This window comes from Reyranella massiliensis 521 (genome assembly GCF_000312425.1).
GTDB classification, from domain to species: Bacteria; Pseudomonadota; Alphaproteobacteria; order Reyranellales; family Reyranellaceae; genus Reyranella; species Reyranella massiliensis.
In genome coordinates, this window is sequence record NZ_HE997181.1 from 4,351,621 (window position 1) to 4,375,177 (window position 23,557).

Sequence of the window (23,557 nt, forward strand, 5' to 3'; positions counted from 1 at the left end):
CTCCATAGCGGCGCCATTCTGGCCGCCGCGGCGAACATGGAGAAAACGCCATGAACGACCCCAATAAGCACAATCCCTCCCAGCAGCAGGATCGCGAACGCCAGCAGCGCGAACAGGTCCAGCGCGAGCAGCAGCAGCGGCAGACCCAGAAGCCCAATCAGAAGCCGGGCCAGCCGCAGCAGCGTCCGGATGACAAGGAGCAGTAACCCAACGCCGCCACGGGAGGTCCCGCCCGCGCCGCCGGTGCCCGGCAAGGGGGATCCCATTCCCCCCGAAATGCCGGTGCCCGGCGTGCCGGAGCCGGAGGATGCACCTCCACCGGTACCCCATCCGCCAGGTCCGCCGTCGCCGGCGGCCTGGCGGACTTTTTTTTACTCCTTCACCGCGCCGGTGAGGGAGGAGACGTAATAGTCGACGAAGAACGAATAGAAGATCGCGACCGGCAGCGAACCTAGCAGAGAGCCGGCCATCAGCGCCCCCCATTGATACACGTCGCCCGACACCAGCTCCGTCAGGATCGCCACCGGAACGGTTTTCTTCTCGCCGCTCTGGATGAAAGCCAGCGAGTAGATGAACTCGTTCCAGGAGAGCGTGAAGGAGAAGATGCCGGCCGAAATCAGGCCGGGCACCGCCAGCGGCAAGGTGATGCGTCGCAGGATCTGCAGGCGCGTCGCGCCATCGATCAGCGCACACTCCTCCAGCTCGTAGGGAATCGACTTGAAGTAGCCGATCAGCAGCCAGGTGCAGAACGGCACCAGGAAGGTCGGATAGGTCAAGATCAGCGCGAACGGCGTGTCGAACAGGCCGAGCTATCTCGCCTATCTCGTGCCACCGTCGATCCTGTTCATCCAGCACGCTCGACAGCAACGACAGGAAGGTCGCGCAGACCGCCACCAGCATCGTGGTCATCAGCCACCGCGGATAGGCCGTCTCGAACAGGAGCTTGTAGATATGGTCGAGCGTCGGGCTGTCGATCAGGAACGGATTGTAGCGCTTTGCCACTTCCTGGGCACCACGCCTGCTCAGCATCATGCGCATTGTGACGGGCTTGCTGCTCCTGCAGCACGGCACGGCCAAGCTGTTCAAGATCCCGGTCGTTCCGACGTTCGCCAATCTCAGCATCACCTCGCTGCCAGGCCTTGCCGGCATCCTGGAACTGGTGGGCGGCGTGCTGATTATCCTCGGCCTGTTCACCCGTTCGACGGCCTTCATCCTGTCGGGCATGACGGCGTTTGCCTACTTCATCGCGCATGCCCCGAGAGGCTTCTACCCGATCCTGAACGGCGGCGAGCTGGCCGCGCTCTATTGCTTCGTGTTCCTCTATATCGCAGCGGCCGGCCCCGGCCCTTGGAGCATCGACGCGGCTCGCAAGAAGTAGCGCTTAACGCGCTTTCACCAAGCCTGTATGGAACGTCGGACGGCTGCCTCGCGGCAGCCGTTTCGCTGTGCACAAATGCGTACCGTGTGGGAGGAAGCGCCGTGTCCAAGCCAATGATCGTCAATCGTCGTCGTTTTGCCGCTCTTGCGGGTGCCGCCACGCTGGCCGCGCCGATGGTCGCCCCCGGGATCGCTCGCGGCCAGACACGCTGGAAGCCCGAGAAGCCCATCACGGTCTACAACCCCTTTGCCGCCGGTGGGGTGACCGACGTGCATGTCCGCCTGCTGGGCGAGACGGTCACCAAGATCCTGGGGCAGCAGGTCGTCGTCGACATCAAGGCCGGTGCGGCCGGCACGCTGGCGCCGGCGATGCTCCTCAACGCCAAGCCCGACGGCCAGACGCTGGCCATCATGTCCATCAACAGCCTGCGCTATCCGCACTACCAGCAGACCAACTGGGACCCGCTGAAGGATTTCACCTACATCACCGGCCTGTCGGGCTACACGATGGGCATTGTCGTGAAGTCCACGTCGCCCTGGCAGACACTCGAGGACATGATCGCTGCCGGCAAGAAGGAACCGGAGAAGTACAACTACGGCACCAGTGGCATCGGTGGCACTGGCCAGCTCATGATGATCGAAGTCGAGCAGGCAACCGGCACCAAGTACACGACTGTCCCCTACAAGGGTGGCGCGGAGTGGATGCAGGCGTTGCTGAGCGACCAGGTGCACTTCCTGGCCGACGCCGCGCAATGGGCGCCATTCGTCGACGACGGCAAGTGCCGCATCCTCGCCATGGCGACCGAGAAGCGCATCCCGCGCTACAAGGATACGCCGACGCTGATCGAGCGCGGCATCAACGTCGTGGGCCAGAGCCCGTACGGCCTTGTCGGCCCCAAGGGCATGCCGCCGGAGATCGTCGATTCGATCTATCAGGCCTTCAAGCAGGCGTCGGCCGAACCGAAGGTGACGGAGTATCTCGCCAAGTTCATCCAGGTTCCCTGGGACAAGAACCCGGCCGAATACCGCGCCTTCGCCGAGAAGTATTACGTCGACGTGAAGCCGTTGCTGATCAAGGCGGGCCTCGCCAAGTCCTAAGAGACGACAAGTCGTAAGGAGAATGCCATGGCGCCGAAGAAGATGGCTCTCGAGATCGGCATGGGCACCGACATACGCGGCGGCGACTACACGAAGGCTGCCGTGCGGGCGCTGCGCGATGCGCTGTGGCACAACTCGCTCACAGTCGCCACGGCACTGGGAAAGTCGAGCGACGACATGCAGGTCGAAGTCCTGATCGGCGTGCCGAAGCCCGATCAGGTCGACACCAAACAGGTGCTCGCCGTGCTGCCGCACGGCGCCGGCACGGTGAAGGTCGTCGAAGGCGGCCTCGAGATTCCCAACGAAGCCGGCACGGACAAGACGGTGATCGCCCAGGCAGCGGCCATCGTCCGGCTCGACCTGTAGGCGGAGGCGGCACCATGGCGGCGAAACGCGTTATCCTCGAACTCGGCACCGGCAACGATCTGCACGGCGGCGACTACACCAAGGCGGCCCTGCGCGCGGTGCAGGATGCCCTGCACCATTCCTCGCTGGCGATGATCCGGACGCTCAAGATCAATCCCAAGACCGACATGTTCGTCGATGTCACGATCGGCGTGCAGCAGCCGGACAAGGTCGATGCCGAAAAGGTCCGTGCTTCGCTACCGCACGGCATCGTCACGGTGAAGGTGGTGAAGGGCGGCCTCGACATTGCCGATCCCGACCACAACGATCCTGCCGTGATCGCCAGCGCCGCGGTCGCCGTCAGGCTGGAGTTGCCCTGAACATCTAGGAGACGGTGCCATGCTGCTCTACGAGCATCCGCTTTCCTCCTACGCCCAGAAAGTGAAGATCGCTCTGCGCGAGAAGGGCCTCGACTTCAAGGTCGAGACACCCACGGCGCTCGGCAGCGGCAATGCCGGCGGCGCGTTCGCCGCCGCCAGCCCGCGCAACGAAGTGCCCGCCCTCGTCGACGGCGAGGCACGCATCTTCGATTCGACGATCATCCTCGAATATCTCGAAGACAAATACCCGTCTCCCCCGCTCCTGCCGCGCGATCCCGTCGCCCGCGCGAACGCACGCATGATCGAAGATGTCTGCGACACGCTCTACGAAGCCGTGAACTGGGGGTTGAGCGAAATCCGCTGGTTCAAGCGGGCCGAAGGCGAGCTGGCGGAGAAGATGAAGGCGACGGCGGCGCGCCAGACGGCCGAATTGCAGGCCTGGCTGACGGAGAGGCTTGGCAAGTCGCCGTGGTTCAATGGCGACACTTTCGGCTGGGCCGATCTCAGCGTTGCGCCCTACGTGAACCGCTCCTTCTTCTACGGCCTCGGCACGTCGACGGGCTCGCCTCTCGCGCGCTGGCGCGACCGGCTGTGCGAGCGCCCTTCCGTGGCAGCGACATTCAAGGAATTCGAGGCGGCCACCCTGGGCATGGGCAGCGCCGCCGAGCGGCTCGCATCGGGCGCAATGCGGCGCGAGTATCGCGACCATCGTCTGGAATGGATGATGAAGTCCGGCGGCATGCAAGTCATCCTCGACGGTCTCGCCAGGAACAACATCCGCTTCACCTGGCCCCTCGGGGACTAGCGCCCGGGGCGGTCTCGCGAATTAGTTCTGGGCCCGACGCCCCATGAAGAGGAGCCCGGCACCGGCCACCACGGCGATCACGCCGGCAATGGTCGGAACCGGGATGCTGCGCTGCTCGTCGGCCGTGACCTTGAGCGGGCCAGCGTCGACGATGGTCTTGCGCTCTGTGAACGAGATGTTGTCGATCGCCAGACCGGCGACACCGATCGCAATCAGCAGAACTCCGAAGATTGTCAGCGGCTTCATGCCCTGAACTCCCTTTCCTTGCGGCTGACCAAGGCAACGTAGGTTGCTGCCTAAGGTTGCGTACAAGGACGGTCGTTCAGGCCCTGAGCAGCATGCTTCTGCCCTGCTCGATCGCTGTGCGCGCCATCGCGCGCAGTTCGTCGTCGGTGGCGCTGCTGACCGGATGGCCGATCTGGGCGAAGCGATAATCCGGCATCCCCAGCACGCGGCTCATCATCTCGGCCGCGCTGGCGAACCGGGTCGTCATCACGCTGAAGGCGGGAACCTGAAGTCTTTCAGCCGTTACGGAGTCGTGCAGACTGCACGATGAACAGCTTCCTCAATCCCCCAGGCCTGAGACGACGGCATCCCAGCCTTTGATCTCCGCTACGATATGGGCATCGGCCGGCGCGCTATAATTCGACTTGGTGCGGCTTACGACCCTGGCGACGCCGTACTCTTCACGCAGGATCTGATCGAGGTGCGTGAAGAAGCCCTTGGTGCCTTCCTTGCCGTTGGAGATGAAGCCCACGGTCTTGCCTTGGAGCGTGTCGAGACGTGGCGCGAGCTGGCCAAGTGGAGCAGCCGTTCCGGGCGTGGGGTCGAGAACACGGAAGGTCATGGCAATCCTCTACTCCTAGATGTCTCTGTCACTTCTTCGGCGGTTCGCAATCGACGCAGACGCCGATCGGCAGGGTCACGGCATGACTCTTGTTGCCGAGCCAAGGTGGAATGACGGCACCGAAGCCGCCCGCCGGGCCGCCGGCCGCCACGACCAAAAGCTGGTCGGCCGATTCCATGGCCGGATAGACGCTGTCGCCACGGTCGCGCACGACGGCGCCCTTGCCCACGTCGGCCCATTCGCGGCGATGAATGCGTGCCCGCTCATGGATAAAGCCTGCGATATCGCTCTTGGTCCACCCTCCGGCCTGCAGATGTTCCCGCAACTGCTTGGGAATGATCAGCGCGTAGTTGCCCGGGTGGATCGAATAGTGCCGCAGGTTGGCGCGCATCTCGGCCGCAAAGGTTTCGAGAATCTCCTCGGGCTTGGTCGTCCACTCGTTCATGAGCTGACGCGGCGCGCCGGCGGCCATCACTGTCACGGAGGACGCGCCCTTGGGAACGCCGCGCTGCTCGGCGAGCGGCAGCCACGTCGTGTCCTCTTCGTCCTCGGCAACGCAGTAGCTGAACTTGCCGGGATGCCCCAAGGTCGACCGATCGATCACGCCCGGCCGCACGTCCATCAGGTTGATCAGGCAGAGCCGGATGGCCCGTCCGATCACCGCCGTAGCGCGATCGGAATTGCCCAGCGCATTGAACGTGCCGCCCGCCCCCAGTTCGAGCCGGATCGGACCGTTCAGCACGACCAGCACGGCACATCCGCCAGTGCTCGCCGTGGCGCCGTGCATCAGGAACTCTTCCTGCATCATGGCCGTCCAGGCCGTCACGACGACCGGGAAATGCATCGGCAGGCAGCCTGCCATCACGGCATTGATCGCAAGCTTCTCGGCGGTGATGGCAAGCCCGCGCACCGGCTCGATGCCGATGAGCTGGTCGGGCGGCATCATCACCCATTCGAGGCAGGCTTCGACCGCCTCTTTCGTCGGCGGCACGACCGGCAGTCCATCGGTCCAGCCGTTGGAGTGGTAAAGCTCCTGAACGGCAGAGATGCTGTCGACGTCGTAGGTGCGCGAAGCGAGTTGCACAATGATCCTCCATGGCCAGCATAGCCATCGTGGGCGCTATGCCAAGATCAAGCTGATAGACAGGATTGTTGCGCCCGGCGCATCAATCGGCACGCGCCCATTCGCGCCGCAGGAAGGCCAGCAGGCCGGATGCCGCCGGTGTCGGCTCCCGCTCGCGCAGGGCGATCAGGCCAAGGCGATGGACAAGGCGCGGTTCGCTGAGCGGCACCGCGCGCAGGCCACGCGCCAGCGGTCCGCGCGTGGTGCCTCTTGGCACGAGACCGACGCCCACGCCTGCCCCGACGAAGGCAAGCATGGTGGCAAGCTGGGTAACGACGACCATCTGGCGCAGCGGCACGCCAACCGTCGCCGCCGCGGCATCGATGGTGCGGCGGGTGCGCGAGCCGGTCGGCAGGGCCACGATCGTCTCGCTGGCGAGATCGGCCAGACTGACCTTTCGCCGTCCCGCCAGCCTGTGACGCGCCGGCATGACCGCGCAGAACGTTTCACGCCCGAGTGCAGTGCCGACGACGAAGTCAGGCAGTTCGTCGACATAGCCGATCCCAAAATCGGAGACGCCGCTCCGGACATCTTCGAGCACCGTCGCGTGCACGCCTTCGCGGATATGGATCTCGACGCCTGGACGGTCGGCGCGATAGGCCGCGACAATCGACGGCAGCCGCCCACCGGCGACCGACATGATCGTCGACAAGACGACGAGACCGCGCCTCTCCTCGGCAACCTCACGGACGCTCTGCACCGTAATGCCGAGATCGTTCAGCATGCGCTCGGCGACCGCCGCAAACTCGCGGCCTGCGGCCGTGATCTGGACCCGCCGCGTACTGCGGTCGAACAAGCGCACGCCGAGGGCCGTCTCGAGCCGCTTGATCGCCCGCGTCAGCGTGGGTTGCGACAGGCGCAGCCGCGCTGCCGCGGCGACGAAGCTGCCATACTCGGCAAGAGCCAGGACGGCCTCGAGCTGGCGGGCACTGATGTCTGGTAGAGTTGCCCGCTGCATCAGCCTCAGGCCGCCAGCATGCGCTCGCGATTACGCTCTCGCAGGATCGGCATGACCCATTTGCCGAAGCGCTCCGCTTCCTCGTCGTGCAGGTAGCCCGACAGGCAGAAGGAGTGGCAGCCGAGGTCGATGAACTTCTGCAGCGTATCGGCGCACTGCTCGGGGTCGCCGACGATGGCAATGCCTGCGCCGGGCCGGACCTGGGTGATGCCGGTCCACAGATGCGGCTCGATCGTCTCGCCGATCGCGGCCAGTTCGCGCACGCGGCGGTTGGCCTCCGACGTCGCGAAATGCTGCTTCACGAACTGCTTCTGGCCTTCGCTGGCATGTTCGACCAGCCCATGGGCAAACTCCCAGGCCTCTTTCTCGGTCGGCCGGCAGACGATCTGCAGGCGCATGCCGAAGCCGATCTCGTTCTCGCGGCCGTGCTGCGCCGCCATCGACTTGATCTCGGCCATGTTGGCGCGGATGCGATCGTAGGTGTCGCCCCAGAAGAGGTGCACATCCGAATGCTTGGCCGAGATTTCCCAGGCCTGCTTGGAGCCGCCGCCGAGATAGAACTTCGGATAGGGCTTCTGCAGCGGATAAGGCCGGATCTGTGCCCCCTTCAACTGATAGAACTTGCCATCGAAATGCACCGGGCCGCGCGTGGTCCACAGCGCCTTCAGGATCGAGACCTCCTCGTCCATGATCTCGTAGCGCTCTTCCTTGCCCCACTTGATGCCCTCGGCGGCATTCTCGGTTTCGCTCTGGCCCGCGATCAGGTTGATGCAGATGCGGCCGCCCGAGAGCTGATCGAAGGTCGTGATCATCTTGGCCAGCAGCACCGGATTGATGTAGCTCGGCCGCGCCGCCACCAGCATGCGCATCGACTTGGAGCGCGCCACCATCATGGCGCTGGCGATCCAGGCCTCCCAGCAGGCGGTCTGCACCGGCACCAGCATGTATTCGAAGCCGGCCGCCTCGGCGGCATCGACGATCTTGTCGAACAGCGGCATCGACGGCGCCACCTGGGCGCTCGCCAGCCCATAGGCCGTGGTGTCGCCTGCGGTCGGCAAGAACCAGCCGAACTCCAGACGCTTTTCTTTACTCATCTCTACTCTCCCATCACTCCGGATCGATCCCGGCTGCCTTGACCAGCATCGCCCATTTTTCCTTCTCCGCCTTCATGAAAGCGCGGATCTGATCCGGCGCCATCGGCTCGGGTTCGATCGAGATCGCCCGCAGCCGCGCCGCCGTTTCCGGTTCGGCGACGATCTCCGACACATGATGGCCGATCTTGCTCACCACATCGGTCGGCGTGCGCGCCGGCGCCACGACCACGAACCAGGCATCGAGCGCGAAGGCGCCAAGCCCGGCTTCCGCGAAGGTCGGCACATCCGGTATCAGCGGCGAGCGCTTGCCGGAAGCCACGACCAGCGCTTTCAGTTTGCCCGCCTTGAACTGCGGCAGACCGGTGCCGACATCGATGAAGGTCATATCGATCTGGCCCGAGAGCACATCGGCCATCGCCAGCGGCGCTGCCTTGTAGGGCACATGTACGAGTTCCGTCCCGCTGCGTTGAGCAAGCGTCGTCGAGATGACGCGCGCCGACGGCGTGCCGGCCCCGGAGGTTAGTGGCGGCTTGGCCGCCTTTGCCCGCGCCACGAAGTCCGCGAGGCTGGCAATGCCGGAGTCCGCCCGCACTGCCAGGGTAAACGGGATCGAGCCGCAAAAGCCCGTCGGCGCGAAGTCGGCCAGCGAATCATAGGGCACTGCCTTCATCAGATTGGGATTGCCGGCGTGTGTCGCCGCAGTCGCCATCATCAGCGTGTAGCCGTCTGCGGGAGCGCGGGCGACGAAACCACCGGCGATGGAACCACTGGCACCGGCCTTGTTGTCGACGATCACCGGCTGGCCGAGCCGTGGCGACAGTCGCTCCGCAAGGATGCGCGTGAGCGTGTCGGTCGCGCTGCCGGCCGTATAGGGCACGACGATCGTCAGTGGTTTGGCGGGCCACGCTTGGGCGCGCGCGGCAAAGCCGGCCGATGCGAGGCCGAGCCCAGCGAGAGCAGTGCGGCGAGTGAGTGACATGGCTGCATTTAAACAAGCGCGGGACAGAATGTGCAATTCGCTCTGGTGACGGCGTTCCGAAATCGGCACGATCCATCCCTTGTGCTCAAACGGGGGAGAAATAGAGGGATGCTGCAACACGGCAAACGTCCGACAATCGCATCGCGGCACGGCATGGTTGCTGCGGCCCATCCGCTGGCCGCCGCCGCCGGAGCGCGCATCCTGTCGAACGGCGGCAATGCCTTCGACGCGGCGGTCGCCACGGCGGCAGCGTTGAATGTCGTGGAACCCTACATGTCCGGACTGGCCGGCCGCGGCGTGGCGACCTGCTACATCGCCAAGGAGAAGCGCGTCCGCACGCTCGACTTCGTCGGACAGATCTCCAAGAACTTCCCGATCGACAAGCTCAGCGACCGCAGCCAGCTCCAACGCGGCGCCGTGGCGGTGGGTGCGCCGGGCAATCTCGCGGGCTGGTGCGAACTCAACAAGGCGCACGGCAAGAAGAAGCTGCCGGAATTGTTTGCCCCCGCGATTGCCATCGCGCGCGATGGCTTCCAGCTCATCGAATTCAACCTCGAAGAAATCCAGGGCGTAGCCGGCGAGCTTGCGGGCTACAAGGCGCTACATCCCGAGTGGTCGCGCGTTTACACCGCCGGCACCGGCACGGTGAAGCCGGGCTTCGTCCTGAAGCAGCCCGACCTTGCCCGCACCCTGGAGGCGCTGGCCGCCGAAGGCCCCGGCCTGCTCTACGGCGGCGCGCTCGGCCAGAAGATCCTCGACCGGCTGACCGAACTCGGCGGCTGCATGGTCATGGACGACATCCTGTCGGCCAAGGCGACGTGGCGCGATCCCGTGGCGGTCACCTATCGCGGCCGCACCGTGCATGTGCCGCCGCCACCCTGCGAGGGCTTCCAGTTCCTGCTGACCCTGCGCATCCTCGATGGCTTCGACCTCGCCAAGATGAAGCGCAACTCGACGGAGCATCTCGACACCGTGCTGCGCGCCATCCGCCTGGCCGCCGGCGTGCGCATCGCGACCGGCGTTCCGGCGCCGCAGAAGCTCGCGGAAATCCTCTCAGACAACCACGTCGAAAGCCTGCGGGCCCGCGTACGCGACGGCAAGCCGGTCATCGGGCCGACCGAACAGTGGACGCCGACCAACGAACCCGTGTCGGCCGTCGACGAAAGCCATACGACGTCGTTCTCGGTAGCCGACAACGAAGGCAACCTGATCTGCCTGACGCAGAGCCTCGGTAGCGTCTTCGGCTCGGGTGTCGTGGTGCCCGGCACCGGCCTCTGCCTCAACAACTTCCTCTACTGGGCGGACGTCAATCCTAAGAGCCCGAACCGCGTGAAGCCGGGCGAACAGCTGCCGATGTGCATGGCGCCTTCGATCTCGATCAAGGACGGGAACCCCGTCCTGGCCCTGGGCACGCCGGGCAGCTACGGCATCCTGCAGACCCAGGCGCAGGCGATGGTTCAATACGTCGATTTCGGCTTGCCGCTGCAGCAGGCGATCGAAGCCCCGCGCGGCCGCCTGACCGACGGCGCCGAGGTGCTGCTGGAAGCGCGGCTTCCGTCCGACGTGCATGCCGACTTGCGCAAGCTCGGCCACAACGTCACGACCGGCCCGGACTGGACCATGAAGGTCGGCGGCATGCAGGGCGTGGCGGTCGATCCCGAGACCGGCATGTTCACCGGCGGCTGCGACCCGCGGCGCGACGGCTACTGCGTACCAGCTTGACGCCCGTCCTCAGCGCGCCGTCTTCTCCATGTTCCAGAAGACGGTCGCGGCGGGCGTCGCGAGGATGCCGTGGACCTTGGTGCTGTAGGCGCCAATGTTGAACCACTCACCCAGCGGGAAATACATTCCCGCCCTCACGGCGAGCGTCTGGATTTCAGCGGCGATCTCCTTGCGCTTGGCCGGATCCTGCTCGCGCGCAAAGCGGTCGCGAAGTTCTTCCATCATCTTGTCGCAGGGCCAGCCACCCGTGGCCTTGTCGCAAGCAGAATTCAGGAAGGCGGAAACTACGGGATCGACCACGTCGAGGGCGCCCCAGCTCGCCGTCACCAGGTTCCAGCCGCGCTGATCGGGTGGATCGCGGCGCACGAAGCGGCTGATCTGCGTCTGCCAATCCATCGACTGCATGTCGACCTTGAACCCAGCCCGTTCGAGCTGGGCCTTCGCAACGGGTGCCAACCGGGCGATGGCAGGAACGTCGGTGGCATGCAGCAGTACGATGGGCTCGCCCTTGTAGCCGGCCTCGGCCAGGAGTTCTCGGGCCTTGGCGACGTTGCCTTCGAGGCGTCCTTCCATCCCGACGTCGCTCGCGAGCGGCGTGCCGCAGACGAAGTAGGACTTACAGAGCCGATAGAAGCGCGGATCGCCCATGGCAGCGACGACAAAGTCGGGCTGGTTCACGAGGTAGCCCAACGCCTCGCGCACCTTGGGATTGTCGAAGGGTGGATGCAGCCAGTTCGGCCTCAAGCTGAACTGATTGGGAAAGGTGCTGCGCACGATGGCCAGCGACTTGTCGCCCTCGACCAACGGCAGAAGGTCGACCGAAATCAACTCGACGGCATCGATCTCGCCGGCCTGCAGGGCGCTCACGGCCGTCTGCGGATCGGGAATCGCCACCCACTCGACCCGATCCAGCTTGGCGACCTTGCCGCCCGCGAAGTTGCTGGGCGGTTCCGGCCGTGGCTTGTAGGCTTCGTTCCTGACGTAGACGGTCTTCTCGCCGGGCTTCCACTCGTTGGCCTTGAATTTGAAGGGTCCGGAGCCCACCGCTTCGGTGATCTGCTGGTTGCCGGGCGTCTTGGCCAGTCGCTCGGGCATCATGAAAGGCACGACGCCGCCGGGCTTGGCCAGCGACTCCAGGACGAAGGCATAAGGGCCCGACAGCGTCAGCCGGATGGTGCGAGAATCGACGGCGACCAGTTCCTTGAGATTGGCCAGAAGCTTCTGGCCCATCGTGTCGCGCGGCATCCAGCGCTGTAGCGACGCCACGCAATCGACCGCCGTCACCGGCGTGCCATCGTGCCAGGCGAGGCCCTCGCGCAGCGTGAAGGTATATTCCAGGCCGTCCGGGCTGACCGTGTGGCGTTCGACCATCTGCGGCTGGGGCTTCAGATCGGCGTCGACGCTAAACAGCGTGTCATAGACGAGATAGCCATGCGTACGGCTGATCTGGATCGACGACCAGACCGGATCGACGATCTTGAGATCCGAAGACATGACAATCCGAAGTGTGCTTTCGGCCCGCCCATCGCCCGGCAATGCTGCAGCGCCCAAGGCGATGGCGCTCAGCCCCGCCTTCACCCACTTGGTCGAACGCTGGATCACGCCTTGGCCTCCCCTTTGCAAGCTTCCATTCTAGCATGGCTGGCCCGCGATCGGCGTCCCCAACGTGGATCGACGCGTTCGCCTCTTGCAGCACGGGGCGTGCGGTGTTCAGATTGCCCCAATGAGAACCGAAGGGATGGAACTATGAGATCTTGGAGTTGGCTGGCAGGAGCGGCGCTGGCCGTCCTCGCGTTTGGAACCGCGGAGGCGCAGGAAACGCCGCGCAAGGGTGGCGTGCTCCGGATGACGGCCCCCTACGCCGCGAGCTTTGGCAGTCTCGATCCCCATGTAACGCCGCGCGCCCAGGACGACATCGTCAACAAGGCGATCCATCGCACGCTCTACAATTGGGACACCAAGGAAGGAAAGCTGGTTCTCGAACTGGCGAAGTCGGTATCGGTGTCGGCCGATGGCCTCACCTACACTTACAAGCTGCGCGACGACGCCTTCTTCCATAACGGCCGCAAGATGACGGCCGACGATATCATCTGGTCGTTCACGCGCATCATGGACGGCAGCAAGGGCTATCCGGCCGCACGCTACGTCCGCGTGATCAAGGGCGCCGTCGACGTCGAAAAGGGCCAGGCCAAGGAAATCTCCGGCCTGAAGAAGATCGACGACTTCACCCTCGAAATGACGATCACCGATCGCGTCGATCCCGGTTACTATTTCTTCGCCGGTTCAACGGCCATCCTGCCCAAGGAAGAGGTTGAGAAGGGCAATTTTGCCTCCAATCCAGTCGGCCTCGGCCCCTTCAAGTTCAAGGAACACATTCCCGGCTCGCGCGTCAGCACCGAGCGCTTCGATAAGTTCTACAAGGCCGGCAAGCCCTACCTCGACCGGGTCGACGTCATGATCATGGCCGAAGCCGCCGCGCGCGACGTCGCCTTCCGCAACAAGGAGATCGATACGTCGATCCTGGGGCCTGCGCAGTACGTCGCCTATCGCGCCGATCCGCAGCTCTCCAAGGGCATCCTCGAAGTGGCGGAGATGTTCACGCGCTCGATGCACATCAACCTGTCTTCGATCAAGCCGTTCCAGGACAAGCGCGTGCGTCAGGCGATCAACTACGCGATCGACTCCAACCTGATCATCTCGCGCCTGGTCAAGGACAAGGCCTATCGCGCGACGAGCTGGCTGCCGCCCTCGGCTGGCGCCTTCGACAAGACGATGAAGGCCTATCCGTTCGACCCCGAGAAGGCCAAGAAGCTGCTGGCCGAAGCGGGTTATCCCAACGGCTTCGAGTTCGAGTGGACGACCAGCCAGAACGAAAGCTGGGGTCTGCCGATCGTCGAAGCGGTGATCCCGATGCTGGCCAAGGTCGGCATCAAGGCCAAGCCCAAGCTGGTCGAGGTCACGGTATTGACCGAGCTGCTCATGAAGGGCGAGCACCAGTCGCTGATCGCGTCGAGCCTTACCGGCCCCGACTCGCTGGCGACGCTGCGCTGCTACTACTCCAAGACGCCGCGCACGGCTTGCAACTACACCGGCTTCAACAATCCGGCGTTCGACAAGCTGCTCGACGATGCCGCTCAGGAAGGCGACATGGCCAAGCGCGAGGAACTGCTGAAGAAGGCCAACAACCTGCTCTACGAAGAAGCGCCGGTTTGGTTCTTCAACTACAACAAGGCCGTGCTGGCCTATCAGCCGTGGGTGCATGGCCTGCAGGCCAACCCGACCGAGATCACGCATCAGTATCCTGAAGACATCTGGGTCGATGCCAAGTCGCCCGCCAAGTAGCGACATGAGTTAGCAAAGGCCCCTCCCGCCGCTCGTGATGACAGCATCGATGTCACTACGAGCCTTGGGGAGGGACCTTTATTCTCTCTATTTGAATAGTCGGTAATGTTACTCGTTCTCGGCCGCCGCCTCGCCAACGTCATCCCGACGCTGCTTGCCGTCATCGCCCTCGTCTTCCTGCTGTTCTCCGTCCTGCCGGGCAGCTTCATCTCCGGCATGAACGAGGACGGCCGCTCGACCATCGACCCAGCCGTGATGGAACGCATGCGCAAGGAGATGGGTCTCGACGATCCTCTGCTCGAGCGTTTCGGCAAATACGTTGCCGCTACCGTCACGGGCGATCTCGGCACGTCTTTCCGCACACGCGAACCCGTGACCAAGATGCTGAGCAATCGCATCTGGCCGTCGCTGAAGCTGGTTCTGGCCGCCATGACCTTCGCCATCGCGGTCGGCGTCACGCTGGGGTTCCTGGCCGCCCTCCGGCCCGGAAGCTGGATCGACACGGCCTCGATGGTCGGAGCCATTTCGGGCCTGTCGCTGTCGCAGTTCTGGTTCGGCTTGATGCTGATGTATCTGTTCGCCCTGAAGCTCCAATGGCTTCCGAGCTTCGGCTACGGCGACGGCGGACTGCGCCACCTTATCCTGCCGGCGATCGCGCTGGGCGTAGGGCCGATGGCCCTGCTAGCGCGCACGACGCGCGCCGCCGTGCTCGACGTGCTGAACGCCGACTTTGTCCGGACCGCGCGCAGCAAGGGCATGAGCGAGCGCCGCGTCGTCGAATGGCACGTGCTGCGCAATGCCCTCGTCCTGGTCATCACCATCGTCGGCCTACAGTTCGGCTCGCTGATGGGCCAGGCCGTCGTCGTCGAAAAGCTGTTCGCCTGGCCGGGGGTTGGTTCGCTGATGGTCGACTCGGTGTTCCAGCGCGACATGCCGACCGTTCAAGGCTGCATCCTGATGATCGTGCTGTTCTTCCTCGCCATCAACACACTGGTCGATCTCGCCTACGTCGTGATCGATCCCCGGATTCGCTATCAATGAGCACTGCCATCAAGCTGCCCCGCCTCAGGCTGAAAGGCGGAACGTCCCTCTGGATCGGTGGCGGCCTGGTCGCGACGGCCGTCATGGCCGCGGTCCTGGCGCCGTGGATTGCCCTCACCGACCCGGTGATGGACGCCAATCTGATGAACGCCGAGATCCCGCCGGGCCTCGAATATCCTTTCGGCACCGATGCGCAAGGTCGCGACATCTATTCGCGCATCGTCTACGGCGCGCGCATCTCGCTGAGCGTCGGCATCATCAGCCAAATCTGCAACAGCCTCATCGGCGTCACCCTGGGCCTCACGGCCGGGTACTGGGGCGGCTGGTGGGACGATCTGGTGAGCGGCCTCACCAACCTGATGCTGGCGATTCCCTCGCTGGTCTTCGCGCTCGCCATCATGGCGATCCTCGGGCCGGGCCTGGTGAGTCTGGTGATCGCGCTCGGCCTCACGAGCTGGTCCTATTCCTGTCGCATCGCCCGCGCCCAGGTCCTGTCCTTGAAGAGCCAAGGCTATGTCCAGGCGGCCCGTATTCTCGGCTACGGCGACCTGCGCATCATGTTCACGCAGGTTCTGCCCAACATCCTGGGACCGCTGATCGTGATCGCCACGCTCGGCATGGGCGGCGCCATCCTGTCTGAGGCGGCGCTGTCGTTCCTCGGCCTCGGCATCCGTCCGCCTTTTCCGAGCTGGGGCAGCATGCTCTCCGAAGCGCGCGACCAGATCACGACGGCGCCCTGGCTGTCGGTCTTCCCGGGCCTAGCGATCTTCTTCACCGTCCTCGGCCTCAACCTGCTGGGCGACGGCCTGCGCGATATCCTCGATCCGCAGTCGACCACGAGGCGGGCATGACCGTCCCTCTTCTCAAGGTCGACAATCTGCGCATCGCCCTTGCCGGCGACGGCACGACCTACAACGCCGTCGAGAACGTGTCGTTCGAGATCGGCCGCGGCGAGGCCTTCGGCCTCGTCGGCGAGTCGGGCTGCGGCAAGAGCATCTCGGCCCTGGCCGTCATGGGCCTGTTGCGGCGCCCCTTGTCGCTGGCAGGAGGCCGCATTGTACTCGACGGCAAGGAAATCCAGGACGCCTCGGCCGCCGAGATGCGACGCCTGCGCGGCAAACGCATCGCCATGATCTTCCAGGAACCGATGACGGCGCTCAATCCGCTGTCGCCGGTCGGAAAGCAGATCGCCGAGATGTTCGTGCTGCACGAAGGCATGGGCTGGAGCGAGGCCATGGACCGTGCCGAAGATGCGCTGCGTCAGGTGCGCGTGCCCTCGCCGGAGCGACGCATCAAAGACTATCCGCACCAGCTCTCGGGCGGCATGCGCCAGCGGGTGATGATCGCCATTGCCTTGGCCTGCGGCCCTGACTTGCTGGTCGCCGACGAACCGACCACGGCGCTCGATGTCACGGTGCAGGCCGAGATCATCGACCTGATGGCCGAGCTTTGTGCCGCCAAGGGCACGGCGATCCTGATGATCAGCCACGATCTCGGGCTGGTCGCCAACATGTGCAAGCGTGTGGCCGTGATGTACGCCGGCCGCATCGTCGAGAGCCAGGCGGCGGAGGCCATTTTCGCCACGCCGAGCCATCCCTACACGCGCGGTCTGGTCGATTCCCTGCCGCGACTCGGCGAGCGCTCCAAGCGCGGACGCCAGCGACTGCGCGAAATTTCGGGCGTGGTGCCCTCGATCGCCGCCTATCCGGCAGGCTGCCGCTTCAACCCGCGCTGCCCGTCCGTTACCGAGGTCTGCCGTGAAGTGGCGCCCGAGGCGACGCCGCTGCCGGCCGAGGGTCTTGTCAGGTGCCATCATCATGGCTGAGCCGCTGCTTTCTCTCGACGACCTCGCGGTCCATTTCAAGATCGGCAATGCGCTGGGGGGCGGCATCAAGACGCTGAAGGCCGTGGACGGCGTCACCCTCGATGTGAAGCCCGGCGAATGCCTGGGCCTGGTGGGTGAATCGGGCTGCGGCAAGTCCACCCTGGCGCTCGCCATCATGGGTCTGCTCCCACCGACGCGCGGCACGATCAGCGTCGACGGACAGGAGATTTCCGGCAGCAAGGCACCGGACCGCATGAGGATGGCGCGCACGGTGCAGATGGTCTTCCAGGACCCCTACGCCTCGCTCAATCCACGCCAGACAGTGCGTCGTACCCTGGCCGACCCGTTGCGCCTGCATGGCATCACCGACAAGGCCGAGGTCGAGGCTCGCGTCATGGACATGATGGCCAAGGTCGGCCTCCGGCCCGAGCAGGCCGATCGCTATCCTCACGAATTTTCCGGCGGCCAGCGTCAGCGCATCGGTATCGCCCGTGCCCTGATCCTGAAGCCCAAGCTCGTGCTCTGCGACGAGCCGGTGTCGGCGCTCGACGTGTCGATCCGCGCCCAGATCATCAACCTGCTGCTTGAGCTCAAGGACGAGCTGGGGCTTGCCTACATCATGATCAGCCACGATCTCGGTGTGGTTGAACATGTCAGCGACCGCGTGGCGGTGATGTATCTTGGCCGCATCGTCGAGCAGGGCGGCTGGCAGGAAATCTTCGAGAATCCGCGCCATCCCTATACCCGTGCATTGATCGCCGCGATCCCCGATCCCTTCCATCGTGCTGCCATCAGTGCCAAGGCCAAGGCGCGGGGCGAGATCGCCAGCGCGCTCAACCCGCCACCGGGCTGCCACTTCCATCCGCGCTGCCCGCTCAAGGCCGACATCTGCGTATCACAGGATCCCGTCCTTGCCGCGGTCGCCGAGGGCCATCGCGCGGCTTGCCATTTCAGGGATCGCGTGAGTTGATGGGGCAGTAGCCCCATGAAAGCCACAGACGTCGACCGCATCACCAACTGGATCGTACGCCGCGGCCTCGAAGGTGCGCAGGAATCCGATCTGCTGCGCGAGTTCTGCGAGAAGTGCAACGAGGCGGACCTGCCGATTACGCGGGCCCTCGTCGTCATCGACACGCTCCATCCGGTGCACGAAGGCACCGTCTTCCGTTGGCGCAATGACGACATAGAAGAGAAGGCAGCCACGACTTACGGCCGGACAACCGAAGGGGCCGCCGCCGACTCCTGGCACCGCAGTCCCTTCTATCACCTGCTGCAGACTGGCGGCGAGGAACTGCGCCGCCGCATCGGCTTTGGTGAACCTGCCGATTTTTCCATCATCGAAGAGGTGAAGGAGCTGGGTCACACGGACTACATCGTCTTTGTGTACCGCTTTGCGACCGATGCCACGATCGGCGAGATGGATTGCGTCTATTCCGGCTGGTCGACGCGCAATCCGGGCGGCTTCAGCGACGAGTGCATTGCGGCACTTCGCCAGCTCGTGCCGGTCCTGGGACTTGCCATCAAGAGCGCGACACTGACAAACGTCGCCCACACGCTGGTCGAGACCTATCTCGGCCGCGACGCGGGAAGACGCGTGCTGGCCGGCCGCACCCAACGCGGTGTCGCCGACCGTATCGAGGCCGCGCTCTGGTTCTCCGATCTGCGTGGCTATACGACCATCACCGACACCGCACCGCCCGGCGAGATCATCCCGCTGCTGAACGACTACGCCGAAGCGGTCATCACCGCGATCCACGAAGCGGGCGGCGACGTGCTGAAGCTGATCGGCGACGGCACGCTCGCACTTTTCCGCGCCGACGACCCCGCCGAGGCGTGCCGACACGCACTGCTGGCCGAAGAGATTCTCCGGGCGCGTATCAAGGAACTGAACGAAAAGCGCCGGGCGGAAGAACGACCCATAACGTCCGTCTATATCGGCCTGCATGTCGGCGCCGTGTTCTACGGCAATATCGGCAGTGTCGACCGGCTCGACTTCACCGTCGTAGGGCCTGCCGTCAACGAGACCAGCCGCATCGCCTCGATGTGCCGCTCGGTCGACCGGCCGGTGTTGGTCTCCTCGGCCTTCGCCGCCTCCCTGTCGGCGCGCCAACGGGCCGGGCTCGTTTCAGTCGGCCGCTTCGCGTTGCGCGGTGTCGGCCGCGCGCAGGAACTCTTCACGCTCGATCCGGAGCTGATCTAGCATCGCGAAGGCAATAGATATTGCATAGCGAATCCAACTCTCGCTGGTAAAAATTCCGTATCCCGGCTTGCATCACCTCCTCCCAGGTGCCTACGATGATGGCAACAACGAAGCCGTCCAACGAGGCGGCAGTCCTGGGAGGACAACATGGCCAAGACCAAGCGTCGTAGCGTGCTTAAGCTTGCCGGCGGCACGGCCGCCGTGTCGTTGGGCGGCCTGGCAGGAATTCTCGCCACTGGTCGCACTCCAGCATATGCGCAGCAGAAGACGGTCCACTGGCTGAAGTGGGTCGATTTCGTTCCGGCCACCGACCAGCTATTCCGCAAGGAAATGATGCCGGAAGCCGAGAAGGCGCTGGGAATCAAGATCAACCTGGAGACGGTGAACGGCAACGACCTACAGCCGCGCGTGACGGCGGGCATTCAGTCCGGCGCCGGACCGGACCTGATCATGTCGTTCAACAACCAGACCTACCTCTATGCCAACAGTGTCGTCGATCTCACCGAGATCGCCGAGGCGGTCGCCAAGCGGGAAGGCGGTCTGTTCCCCTACGCCCGTTCGATCTGCAGCGACGGCAAGATGTTCATGGGCATGCCTTGGGCCGTGATCGGCGGCATGATCGCCTATCGCAAGTCGTGGCTCGAAGAGGCGGGTTACACCAAATTCCCCGACACTTGGGAAACTTATCGCGATGCCGCGAAGAAGCTGAAGGCCAAGGGACGGCCGATGGGCCAGACGCTCGGCCACACGTTCGGCGACGCGCCGGGTTTCACCTATCCCTACATGTGGTCGTGGGGCGGCAAGGAAGTCGAGGCCGATGGCAAGACCGTCGTCATCAACTCCAAGGGTACGATCGATTCGGTCAAGTTCATGCAAGGTCTGTGGAAGGACGGCATGGACGAAGGCGGCCTTGCCTGGGACGACACCAACAACAATCGCGCGTTCCTGTCACAGACCATCTCCGCGACCTTGAACGGCGCCTCGATCTACATCGAAACACTGCGCAAGCCCGACCAGTACAAGACCGAGAAGGGCACGCCGATGAACAAGGACATCCTGCACGCGCCTCTGCCCAAGGGACCGGCAGGCCAATTCGGCTTCCATCTTCTGCAGTCGAACATGCTGATGAAGTACTCGAAGAACCAGGATGCGGCGAAGGAGTTCCTGAAGTGGCTTCATACCGAAGCCAACTATGCGAAGTTCTTCAATTCGCAGAAGGGCTTCGCCACGCCGTGTACGGTGAAGTGGGAATCCGACAAGCTGTGGGATGAAGATCCCGTGATGACGCCCTACAAGGTGGCGGCCCGTCTCGGCCAGGCCCCGGGCTTCAGCGGCCCACCCAATGCCAAGGCGGCGGAAGGCCTGTCGAAGTACATCATCACCGACATGTATGCCAAGGCGGTGCAGGGCATGCCGGCCGAGGAGGCCGTGAAGTGGGCCGAAGCCGAACTCAAGAAGATCTACTCGGCGTGAGGCCCCAAGTGAGGTTCGCAACGACGTTCGCGTAGTCCAACCTGTGAGTGGATCATGGCGGTGACCGCAGTTTCGGGCTCGGTGGCCCGACCAACCCCGCGACTGCGGCGCATGGAGGACGAGCGCTGGCTCGCCTTCGCGCTGCTCGTGCCGACAGCCGTGCTGCTCGGCCTGTTCATCGCCTACCCCTTCGTCGAGGGGGTGCTTTTGTCGCTCAACAGCACGCGTGTCGGCATCAAGGGCGAGTTCGTCGGCCTCAAGAACTTCGACAAGGTCTGGAACGACAGCATCTTCCGGACCGCTGTCTGGAACACCTTCTGGTACACGGGCGTCACGACCGTGTTCAAGCTGGCGCTGGGCCTGTGGCTGGCGATCCTGCTCAATCGCCACTTCAGGGGCAAGGCGCTGGTCCGCGCCTTCATCCTGCTGCCCTTCATCATTCCCACAGTGCTGTCGACCTTCGCCTGGAAGTGGATGTTCGACCCCACTTTCAGCGTCATCAACTGGACACTATTCCAACTCGGCTTCATCACCCAGCGCATCAACTGGCTGGGCGACCCCGATCTCGCGATGACTTCGATCATCATCGTCAATGTCTGGCGCGGCGTGCCGTTCTTCGCCATCAGTCTGTTGGCCGGCCTGCAGACGATCAGCCCCGAACTGCAAGAAGCTGCCGCCATCGACGGCGCCCGGCCCTGGCAACGCTTCTGGCACGTCACCTGGCCCCTGCTGCTGCCCGTCACCATGGTGGTGGTGCTGTTCTCGGTGATCCAGACCTTCGCCGACTTCCAGCTCGTCTATGTGATGACCGGCGGCGGCCCGGCTAATGCCACCCATCTCTTCGCCACCTACGCCTACCAGCTCGGTATCGGCACCGGCCTGCTCTCGGAGGGCGCGGCGGTATCGCTCGCCATGTTCCCCTTCCTGTTCCTGATCGTGGTGGTGCAGCTCCTCTACATCCGTCGCGTTGAAACCCGATGAGCTGGGAGACCCGGTGATGATCGAAGGTGCAGCCTGGCGTAAGTGGGTCTTCTACAACATCCCGCTCATCCTCTTCGTGTTCGTCCTGCTCTTCCCCTTCTACTGGATGATCATCACGACCTTCCGGCCGGACGGTGAGCTGTACCGACCGTGGAATGCGGCAAACTACCAGCCGTTCTGGACCAACAATCCGACCTTGGATCACATCCTCTATCTGTTCGAGGAGACGTCGTTCGGGCGGTGGATGCTGAACACCATGTTCATCGCCGCGGTATCGACGGTGATCTCGCTGTTCTGCGGCGTGCTCGCGGGCTATGCGCTGGCTCGCCTCAACTTTCCCTTCGCCGGCGGCCTCGGCACGGTGATCTTCGTCACCTATCTGGTGCCGCAGACGCTGCTCTTCATCCCGCTCGCCGAGATCATCCGCAACTTCCAGCTCGGCGACACGCCTTGGTCGCTGATCCTCACCTATCCGACCTTCCTGATCCCCTTCTGTACCTGGCTGATGATGGGCTACTTCAAGGCCATCCCGAAGGAGCTGGAGGAATGCGCGCGCATCGACGGCGCATCGCGCTGGAAGGCGATGGTCTACATCATCCTGCCGGTGGCGGTGCCGGGAATCCTGTCGGCCGGCATCTTCGCCTTCACCCTCTCCTGGAACGAGTTCATCTACGCCCTCGTCTTCCTGTCCTCGCCCGACCAGAAGACCGTGCCGGTCGGCGTCACCTCGGAACTGATCCGTGGCGACGTCTTCTTCTGGGGCCCGCTGATGGCCGGCGCGCTGCTGGGCTCGATCCCGGTGGCGATCGTCTATTCCTTCTTCGTCGAACACTACGTTTCGGGCCTCACCGGCTCCGTGAAGGGTTAGAACCATGGCACTGGTCAGCATCCGTAGCGTCAACAAGGTCTACGATGGCAACGTCCATGCCGTGAAGGACGTCAGCCTCGAGATCCGCGACAAGGAGTTCATGGTCTTCGTCGGCCCCTCGGGCTGTGGCAAGACCACTACGCTGCGCATGGTGGCCGGACTCGAATCGATCACCTCCGGCGACATCGTGATCGGCGACACCGTGGTGAATCAGTTGCCGCCGATGGACCGCGACATCGCGATGGTGTTCCAGAACTATGCGCTCTATCCGCACATGAGCGTGTTCCACAACATGGCCTTCGGCCTGAAGATGCGGAAGTTCGAGAAGCCCGAGATCGACAGGCGCGTGCGCGACGCCGCCGCCATTCTCGGCATCGAGACCCTGCTCGACCGCAAACCGCGCCAACTGTCGGGCGGTCAACGCCAGCGAGTGGCGCTGGGCCGCGCCATCGTGCGACATCCGCAGGTCTTCCTGTTCGACGAGCCGCTTTCCAATCTCGATGCCAAGCTGCGCGTGCAGATGCGGGTGGAACTCAAGAAGCTGCACGAGCGGCTGGGCACCACCGCCGTCTACGTCACCCACGACCAGGTCGAGGCGATGACGCTGGGCGATCGCGTGGTCGTCATGAAGGATGGCGTCGTGCAACAGGTCGGCGAACCGCTCGAACTCTACAATACGCCGGCCAACAAGTTCGTAGCGGGCTTCATCGGATCGCCGGCGATGAACTTCGCCGATGTCACCCTGATGGAGAGCGGCGGCAAGCTATGGGCGGAGGCCCAGGGCCTCAGGATAGGCATCCCTGGGGAGATCGCCCGTCGCGCCAACGGCCGCAACGGCGCCCACGCCACTTTGGGCATCCGGCCCGAAGACATCCATCTTGCAGGGCCGGCCGATCCTGCCGAACTCTGCTTCGAGGCCGAGGTCGAGGTGATCGAACAGCTCGGCTCGGAGATCGTCCTCGATACGAGGGTCGGCAGCTCGGCATTCGTGGCGAGCGTCGATCCGACCTTGCGCATGAAGGTGCACGACCGGCTGAAGCTCGCCATGAACCCGGCCCGCCTTCATTTGTTCGACGCAGGGTCGGAGGCCGCGATCTAA

The 23,557-nt window shown here is 64.2% G+C and carries 24 protein-coding genes and 1 pseudogene; 17 read left to right on the forward strand and 8 right to left on the reverse strand.

From position 1 onward, the window contains the following. The first annotated feature begins 50 nt into the window (after positions 1-50). Positions 51-206 carry a hypothetical protein gene (locus tag BN60_RS31040; RefSeq protein ID WP_020698159.1) on the forward strand — a complete coding sequence of 52 codons (156 nt, stop codon included), beginning with the start codon at positions 51-53 and terminating at the stop codon, positions 204-206. Positions 207-371: 165 nt separating this feature from the next. On the opposite strand, the pseudogene BN60_RS21220 reads toward BN60_RS31040, so the two are convergent. After that, positions 372-975, reverse strand: a pseudogene (locus BN60_RS21220) (carbohydrate ABC transporter permease); the annotation flags it as partial. A gap of 55 nt (positions 976-1,030) precedes the next feature. On the opposite strand from BN60_RS21220, the gene BN60_RS21225 reads away from it, so the two are divergent. The 5 genes from BN60_RS21225 (at position 1,031) to BN60_RS21245 (ending at position 4,005) form a co-directional block, all read left to right on the forward strand. Continuing rightward, on the forward strand, positions 1,031-1,378 hold the full coding sequence (locus BN60_RS21225; RefSeq protein ID WP_020698161.1) for a DoxX family protein: 348 nt from the start codon (positions 1,031-1,033) through the stop codon (positions 1,376-1,378). Between the two features lie 101 nt (positions 1,379-1,479). Continuing rightward, positions 1,480-2,475, forward strand: coding sequence for a tripartite tricarboxylate transporter substrate binding protein (locus BN60_RS21230; protein WP_148283498.1), 996 nt, complete (start codon positions 1,480-1,482; stop codon positions 2,473-2,475). Positions 2,476-2,502: 27 nt separating this feature from the next. Beyond that, positions 2,503-2,841 (forward strand): Lin0512 family protein, encoded by a 339-nt coding sequence (locus tag BN60_RS21235; protein ID WP_020698163.1) that lies wholly within the window; start codon positions 2,503-2,505, stop codon positions 2,839-2,841. Between the two features lie 14 nt (positions 2,842-2,855). Continuing rightward, positions 2,856-3,200: a Lin0512 family protein gene (locus BN60_RS21240; RefSeq protein WP_020698164.1), complete on the forward strand. Its 345-nt coding sequence runs from the start codon at positions 2,856-2,858 to the stop codon at positions 3,198-3,200. 19 nt (positions 3,201-3,219) lie between these two features. After that, positions 3,220-4,005: a glutathione S-transferase family protein gene (locus BN60_RS21245; RefSeq protein WP_020698165.1), complete on the forward strand. Its 786-nt coding sequence runs from the start codon at positions 3,220-3,222 to the stop codon at positions 4,003-4,005. A 21-nt stretch (positions 4,006-4,026) separates the two neighbouring features. Here BN60_RS21245 and BN60_RS21250 read toward each other — a convergent pair whose 3' ends face one another. From BN60_RS21250 to BN60_RS21275, 6 genes are all read right to left on the reverse strand, one after another. Further along, positions 4,027-4,251 carry a hypothetical protein gene (locus BN60_RS21250; protein WP_020698166.1) on the reverse strand — a complete coding sequence of 75 codons (225 nt, stop codon included), beginning with the start codon at positions 4,249-4,251 and terminating at the stop codon, positions 4,027-4,029. Between the two features lie 76 nt (positions 4,252-4,327). After that, complete coding sequence (locus BN60_RS31675; protein ID WP_273701404.1) at positions 4,328-4,852, reverse strand: UGSC family (seleno)protein; 525 nt, start codon at positions 4,850-4,852, stop codon at positions 4,328-4,330. 28 nt (positions 4,853-4,880) lie between these two features. Beyond that, positions 4,881-5,936, reverse strand: coding sequence for a hypothetical protein (locus BN60_RS21260; RefSeq protein ID WP_020698169.1), 1,056 nt, complete (start codon positions 5,934-5,936; stop codon positions 4,881-4,883). Between the two features lie 82 nt (positions 5,937-6,018). After that, on the reverse strand, positions 6,019-6,933 hold the full coding sequence (locus tag BN60_RS21265; RefSeq protein ID WP_020698170.1) for a LysR family transcriptional regulator: 915 nt from the start codon (positions 6,931-6,933) through the stop codon (positions 6,019-6,021). A 5-nt stretch (positions 6,934-6,938) separates the two neighbouring features. Continuing rightward, a complete protein-coding gene (locus BN60_RS21270; RefSeq protein WP_020698171.1) occupies positions 6,939-8,027 on the reverse strand; it encodes an LLM class flavin-dependent oxidoreductase in 1,089 nt (362 codons plus the stop codon). A gap of 13 nt (positions 8,028-8,040) precedes the next feature. Then, positions 8,041-9,006, reverse strand: coding sequence for a Bug family tripartite tricarboxylate transporter substrate binding protein (locus tag BN60_RS21275; protein WP_020698172.1), 966 nt, complete (start codon positions 9,004-9,006; stop codon positions 8,041-8,043). A gap of 108 nt (positions 9,007-9,114) precedes the next feature. On the opposite strand from BN60_RS21275, the gene BN60_RS21280 reads away from it, so the two are divergent. Beyond that, the gene (locus BN60_RS21280; RefSeq protein WP_020698173.1) at positions 9,115-10,728 is read left to right on the forward strand and encodes a gamma-glutamyltransferase family protein; all 1,614 of its coding nucleotides are present in this window, start codon (positions 9,115-9,117) and stop codon (positions 10,726-10,728) included. Positions 10,729-10,737: 9 nt separating this feature from the next. Here the strand turns inward: BN60_RS21280 and BN60_RS21285 are convergent, their stop codons facing one another. Then, positions 10,738-12,330, reverse strand: coding sequence for an ABC transporter substrate-binding protein (locus BN60_RS21285; protein ID WP_020698174.1), 1,593 nt, complete (start codon positions 12,328-12,330; stop codon positions 10,738-10,740). Between the two features lie 144 nt (positions 12,331-12,474). On the opposite strand from BN60_RS21285, the gene BN60_RS21290 reads away from it, so the two are divergent. The 10 genes from BN60_RS21290 to BN60_RS21335 all read left to right on the forward strand — a co-directional run bounded on the left by BN60_RS21290 (position 12,475) and on the right by BN60_RS21335 (position 23,557). Continuing rightward, positions 12,475-14,070, forward strand: a complete 1,596-nt coding sequence (locus tag BN60_RS21290) for an ABC transporter substrate-binding protein (RefSeq protein ID WP_043284193.1) — start codon at positions 12,475-12,477, stop codon at positions 14,068-14,070. A gap of 105 nt (positions 14,071-14,175) precedes the next feature. Then, the gene (locus BN60_RS21295) at positions 14,176-15,111 is read left to right on the forward strand and encodes an ABC transporter permease (RefSeq protein WP_020698176.1); all 936 of its coding nucleotides are present in this window, start codon (positions 14,176-14,178) and stop codon (positions 15,109-15,111) included. A gap of 29 nt (positions 15,112-15,140) precedes the next feature. Next, positions 15,141-15,962: an ABC transporter permease gene (locus BN60_RS21300; protein WP_043286333.1), complete on the forward strand. Its 822-nt coding sequence runs from the start codon at positions 15,141-15,143 to the stop codon at positions 15,960-15,962. Then, positions 15,959-16,936, forward strand: coding sequence for an ABC transporter ATP-binding protein (locus BN60_RS21305; RefSeq protein ID WP_020698178.1), 978 nt, complete (start codon positions 15,959-15,961; stop codon positions 16,934-16,936). Before BN60_RS21300 ends, BN60_RS21305 begins: the two co-directional genes overlap by 4 nt. Next, a complete protein-coding gene (locus tag BN60_RS21310) occupies positions 16,929-17,906 on the forward strand; it encodes an ABC transporter ATP-binding protein (protein ID WP_020698179.1) in 978 nt (325 codons plus the stop codon). The genes BN60_RS21305 and BN60_RS21310 overlap by 8 nt, the downstream gene beginning before the upstream one ends. A gap of 15 nt (positions 17,907-17,921) precedes the next feature. Next, positions 17,922-19,136, forward strand: coding sequence for an adenylate/guanylate cyclase domain-containing protein (locus BN60_RS21315; protein ID WP_020698180.1), 1,215 nt, complete (start codon positions 17,922-17,924; stop codon positions 19,134-19,136). A 147-nt stretch (positions 19,137-19,283) separates the two neighbouring features. Next, complete coding sequence (locus tag BN60_RS21320) at positions 19,284-20,609, forward strand: ABC transporter substrate-binding protein (RefSeq protein WP_020698181.1); 1,326 nt, start codon at positions 19,284-19,286, stop codon at positions 20,607-20,609. Positions 20,610-20,663: 54 nt separating this feature from the next. After that, a complete protein-coding gene (locus BN60_RS21325; protein ID WP_043284195.1) occupies positions 20,664-21,590 on the forward strand; it encodes a carbohydrate ABC transporter permease in 927 nt (308 codons plus the stop codon). Positions 21,591-21,606: 16 nt separating this feature from the next. Continuing rightward, on the forward strand, positions 21,607-22,458 hold the full coding sequence (locus BN60_RS21330; protein ID WP_020698183.1) for a carbohydrate ABC transporter permease: 852 nt from the start codon (positions 21,607-21,609) through the stop codon (positions 22,456-22,458). Positions 22,459-22,462: 4 nt separating this feature from the next. After that, complete coding sequence (locus tag BN60_RS21335; protein ID WP_020698184.1) at positions 22,463-23,557, forward strand: ABC transporter ATP-binding protein; 1,095 nt, start codon at positions 22,463-22,465, stop codon at positions 23,555-23,557.